The 5,047-nt window shown below is 74.6% G+C and carries 3 protein-coding genes and 1 pseudogene; 2 read left to right on the plus strand and 2 right to left on the minus strand.

Annotated features, from left to right (window positions below; all coding sequences use genetic code 11):
• Positions 1-206 precede the first annotated feature (206 nt).
• Complete coding sequence (locus GTW40_RS04370; RefSeq protein WP_161178817.1) at positions 207-2,000, plus strand: NAD-binding protein; 1,794 nt, start codon at positions 207-209, stop codon at positions 1,998-2,000.
• A gap of 32 nt (positions 2,001-2,032) precedes the next feature.
• Here the strand turns inward: GTW40_RS04370 and GTW40_RS04375 are convergent, their stop codons facing one another.
• On the minus strand, positions 2,033-3,823 hold the full coding sequence (locus GTW40_RS04375) for a prolyl oligopeptidase family serine peptidase (protein ID WP_161178814.1): 1,791 nt from the start codon (positions 3,821-3,823) through the stop codon (positions 2,033-2,035).
• Positions 3,824-3,917: 94 nt separating this feature from the next.
• Here GTW40_RS04375 and GTW40_RS04380 point away from each other — a divergent pair, with 94 nt between their 5' ends.
• Positions 3,918-4,757 carry an SURF1 family protein gene (locus tag GTW40_RS04380; RefSeq protein ID WP_161178815.1) on the plus strand — a complete coding sequence of 280 codons (840 nt, stop codon included), beginning with the start codon at positions 3,918-3,920 and terminating at the stop codon, positions 4,755-4,757.
• Here GTW40_RS04380 and GTW40_RS04385 read toward each other — a convergent pair.
• Positions 4,727-5,047 (minus strand): annotated as a pseudogene (locus GTW40_RS04385) (hypothetical protein); the annotation flags it as partial. The gene GTW40_RS04380 and the pseudogene GTW40_RS04385 sit on opposite strands and share 31 nt — an antisense overlap.

A 5,047-nucleotide genomic window follows, 5' to 3' on the forward strand; every position in this document is an offset into this window, starting at 1 on the left:
CTCCCCCTCGCCGCCCGTGCGCGCGGGCGGGGCGTCCTCGGTGATGGCCACGGGTGTTCCCTCCGGATCGGTACTCCTTCGGGCGGTACGCACCCCGGGGCGCGCCCGTTCACGCCATCCCTGGAACCGGGCCGCTCCTTGGGGCACTCTTTCCCCTCGTGGGGACCATTCCTGGACAGGGCGGTACGGGCGGAGCGTCCGGGCACATGGTGGTGTGCGGCGACGACGGGCTGGCGCGCCGGCTGACCGCCGAACTGCGCGGAGTCTACGGCGAGCAGGTCGTCCTGGTCGTACCGCCGGGCGCGGACACGGCGGGGCCGCCGATGGTCGGGCCGCCTCGGTCGGCGTCGGCGGCGCTGTTCGACCGCGTGGTGAACGCGGCGGTCGGGCGGGCCGGGGCGAACGCGGCCGTGCCGCCACCCGCCCCTCAACGCTCCTACGGTGAGCGCGTGTTGGAGGCCCCGGCCGCCACCGAGGCCGTGCTCGCCGAGGCGGGGGTGGACCGGGCGGCGGCGCTGGCGCTGGTGTACGAGGACGACGAGACCAACATCCGCGCGGCGCTGACCGCGCGGCGGCTGAACCCCCGCGTCCGGCTCGTTCTGCGGCTCTACAACCGGCGGTTGGGGCAGCACATCGAGGAACTCCTCGATCAGGCAGCCGCGTTGGCAGCCGGTGATGACGAACTCGGGCTGCCCGACGGGTCGACGACCGTGCTGTCCGACGCTGACACCGCCGCGCCCGCGCTGGCCGCCACCGCGCTCACCGGGACCAGCCGGGTCGTGCACACCGACGGGCTGATGCTGCGCGCGGTGGAGCGGGCGGCGCCGCCGGAGGGCGCTCCCGGGCTGTGCACGCTGGCGCTGCTCTCGCTCCCCGATGCGGCGGACGGCTCCCCCGACCAGCGGCCCCGGATGCTGCCCGACGACGACGAGGTACGGCAGGCCGGGAACCGGTCCCGGATCGTGCTGGAACAGGTCTCCGCGCGCACCTCGCAGACGGCCGGGGCGGGCCTCGGCATGGGGGTCGTACCGCCGCTGACCTCGTTGTTCTCACCCCGCCTGCGGTGGTCCCTCGCGGGGCTCGCGGGGTGTGTGCTCGCGCTCGCGGTGGCGCTGTGGCTCGTCACCGGCATCCATCCGCTCGGCGCGTTCTACCTCACCCTGCTCGACCTGTTCGCGATCGACGAGCCCGCGCTGGGCCAGTCGATCGGCCGCCAGATCCTCCAACTCCTGTCCGGACTCACGGGGTTGCTGCTGCTGCCGGTGCTGCTGGCGGCGGTCCTCGAAGGGCTCGGCACGTTCCGCACGGTGGGCGCGCTGCGGAAGCCGCCGCGCGGCCTGGGCGGCCATGTCGTCCTGCTCGGCCTCGGCAAGATCGGCACCCGGGTGCTGGTACGGCTGCGGGAGCTGGACATCCCCGTGGTGTGCGTGGAGTCGGGGCCCGAGGCGCGCGGGCTCGCGGTGGCCCGGCGCCTCCGTGTCCCGGTGGTCCTCGGGGACGTCACACAGGAGGGCGTCCTGGAGTCGGCCAAGATCCACCGCGCGTCCGCACTCCTCGCGGTGACCAGCGCGGACACCACCAACCTGGAGGCGGCCCTCTACGCCCGCTCACTGCGCCCGGACCTGCGGGTCGTCCTCCGCCTGTACGACGACGACTTCGCCACCGCCGTCTACCGCACCCTGCGCGCCGCCCACCCCCAGGCCACCACCCGCAGCCGCAGCGTGACCTATCTGTCCGCCCCCGCCTTCGCGGGCGCGATGCTCGGCCGCCGCGTCCTGGGTGCCTTCCCGGTGGAACGCCGCGTCCTCCTCTTCGCCTCGGTGGAGGTCACCGGCCACCCCGAACTGGAGGGCCACACCCTCGCCGAGGCGTTCCACCCCGGCGGCTGGCGCGTCCTCGCCCTGGAGGGCTACCCGGACGTCCCCACGAACTACGTCCTCCGCAAGGGAGACCGCGTGGTCGTCGCGGCAACGCGCCGGGGGCTGGCGGAACTCGGCTGAGTCCCGCCGGCCGCCCGGGGCGTTCAGCCGGTTCAGGGCGCCAGGTGCCGCCGCGCGAACTCCATCTCCAGGGACAGCTGCTTGATCCGCTCGTCCACGACCAGGGAGCCGTGGCCCGCGTCGTAGCGGTAGACCTCGTGGGCCGCGCCGCGCTCGCGGAGGCGGTCCACGTAGTTGTCGATCTGGCGGATGGGGCAGCGGGGGTCGTTGACGCCCGCGGAGATGTACACCGGGGCCTTGACCTGGTCCACGTAGGTCAGCGGGGAGGACGCCTCGAAGCGGTCGGGGACCTCTTCGGGGGTGCCGCCCAGCAGCGTGCGGTCCATGGCCTTCAGGGCCTCCATCTCGTCGTGGTACGCCGTGACGTAGTCCGCGACCGGGACCGCCGCGATGCCCACCGTCCACGCCTCGGGCTGGGTGCCGAGGCCGAGCAGGGTGAGATAGCCGCCCCAGGAGCCGCCGGTGAGGACCAGGCGCTCGGGGTCGGCGAGGCCGGAGGAGACGGCCCACTCGCGGACGGCGGCGACGTCCTCCAGCTCGATCAGGCCGACCCGATGCTTGAGCGCGTCGGTCCAGGCGCGGCCGTAGCCGGTGGAGCCCCGGTAGTTGACGCGGACCACCGCGTACCCCTGGTCCACCCAAGCGGCCGGTCCGGCGGCGAAGGAGTCGCTGTCGTGCCAGGTCGGACCGCCGTGCAGGTCGAAGACCGTGGGGAGCGGGCCGGTGGCGCCCGCCGGCTTCTGGACCAGCGCGTGGATGCGGCCGCCGGGGCCCTCCACCCACACGTCCTCCACCGCGACCGAGGGCGGGCACTTCATGCCGGGCGGGTCCAGGACCACCGCGCCGGACGTGGACCGCACGACCGGCGGTTCCTCCGCCGACGACCACAGGTACTCCACGCTGCCGTCCGGCCGCGCCGTCGCCCCCGAGACCGTGCCCGGCGGGGTCGGGATACGGGTCAGCGTGCCGTCCGCCAGGTCGTAGCGGAACAGCTCGCTGCGCGCCTCGAAGCCGTGCGAGATCAGCAGGGCGCTGCCGTCCGGGTACCACTCGGCGGCGACGTCGCCGGGCAGCTCCAGCGCGAGGTCGGTCTCCGCGCCGGTCGCCACGTCCCACACCAGCGGCTCCCAGCGGCCCCGGCGCTGGTGCCCGATGAGCAGCCGGGTGTCACCGTCGACCGGGGCGAAGCCCAGCACCTCAAGCCCCAGCTCCTCGGTGCCGCCGCGCGTGTCGTCCAGCTCGGCGACCGTGCCGCCGTCGGTCCGTACGACGCGCAGCGCCGCGTGCATGGCGTCGCCGTGCTCGGTGTGCTCGATCGCGATCAGCGAGCCGTCGTGGGAGAGGTCGCCGACCCCGGCGGACTCCCGGTCCCGGTACAGCTCCACCGGTTCCTCCCCGGAGCGCGCGAGGTGGATCGTCGTACCGTCCTCGTCCGTGGACCGCCCGACGACCGCCGTACGCCCGTCCCGGCCGAGGGCGAGCCCCGCCGAGTAGGCGGGCTCGATCCCGGGCACGGCGGGCTCGTCCGGGCCGCCCTCGAAGGGCTGGCGGCGCCAGACGCCGAACTCGTCGCCGTCCTTGTCGTCGAACCACCAGATCCACGCGCCGTCCGGGGTGAGCACCCCGTCGGTCGTGCCGTTGGGCCGGTCCGTCACCTGCCGCTGGGCACCGCTCGCGCGGTCCCAGGCGTACAGCTCGTAGGTGCCGGTCGCGTTCGACACGAACAGCGACCGCTCCGGCGCGTCCTCGGCCCAGTCGGGCAGCGAGACGCGCGGCGCCCGGAACCGCTTCTCCCAGTCGGGCATCTCCACAGCTTCACTCATGCCCCTAGCATCCCCGACCCGGGAATCCCGCGTCGGCGAAGCGCACGCGGGCCCCCCGCGAGGGCGCGTGGGCGGGCCGCCGTACCGTTGGGGTGTGTACCGGTTTCTGCTGACACCCCGCTGGTGGGGCATCAACGTCTTCGTGCTGCTCGCCGTCCCGTTCTGCGTGTTCATGGGGTCGTGGCAGCTGAGCCGGTTCGAGGGGCGGGTGCAGGACTCCCGCACCGCCACCGAGCAGGCGTCCTCCGATCGCGGCGGGACGGCACGGCCGCTGGCCACGATGCTGCCCGTCGACAAGCGGACCTCCGGCGAGCGGGTGACCGCGAGCGGGCGGTACGGCAAGCAGCTGCTGGTCCCGGACCGGCAGCTCGACGGCCGCACCGGGTACTACGTGCTCACCCTGCTGCGCACCGGCACCGGCAAGTCCCTGCCCGTCGTACGCGGCTGGCTGCCGGGGAAGGCCGACGCGCACACCGCGCCCGCGCCGCCGACCGGCGAGGTCACCGTCACCGGCGCGCTCCAGGCGCCCGAGACCCCCGGGGACAACGGCGTCAGCGCCCAGGGCGGGCTGCCCGCCGGGCAGACGGCCGCGATCAGCCCGGCCTCGCTGGTCAACCTGGTGCCGGACCGGCTCTACGACGCGTGGGTGACCCTCGACAAGGGCGACACGGGGATGAAGGCGGTCCCCGCCACCGCGCCCGCCGGGACCGGTCTCGATCTGAAGGCGTTCCAGAACCTCGGCTACACCGGTGAGTGGTTCGTCTTCGCGGGCTTCGTGGTCTTCATGTGGTTCCGGCTGCTGCGCCGCGAGGCGGAGGCCGTGCGCGACGCGGAACTCGGCATCCTGCCGCCGGACCAGGACCAGGACCAGGGCCCGGAGCGGCAGGACGCCGAGGCGGCGGCTCAGACCACCGGCACCATTCCGGTGAAGTAGACCGTTCCGGCGCACGCGCTCGGGACCGTCGCGGTGGCGCTGAGCGTGCCGCCGACCGCGTGGTACGTCACCAGGACGCTGCCGTCGGCCGGAGTGCCGTCGGTCACCAGCTGGGGTGCGGTGCCCTCGGCGGCGGTGTTCTGGGTGCCGCCGGTCGCGCCGCCGTCCTGGCCGCCGCTCGGGGTCGGGCTGGGAGGCGTGGGGTCGCCGCCGCCCGTGCCGCCGGTGGCGCCGCCCTGGACGGGGCAGGTCTCGGAGGGCACGAACCCGAACTTCTCGGCGTACGACGC

It is taken from the genome of Streptomyces sp. SID4985 (assembly GCF_009863025.1).
Classification (GTDB): Bacteria; Actinomycetota; Actinomycetes; order Streptomycetales; family Streptomycetaceae; genus Streptomyces.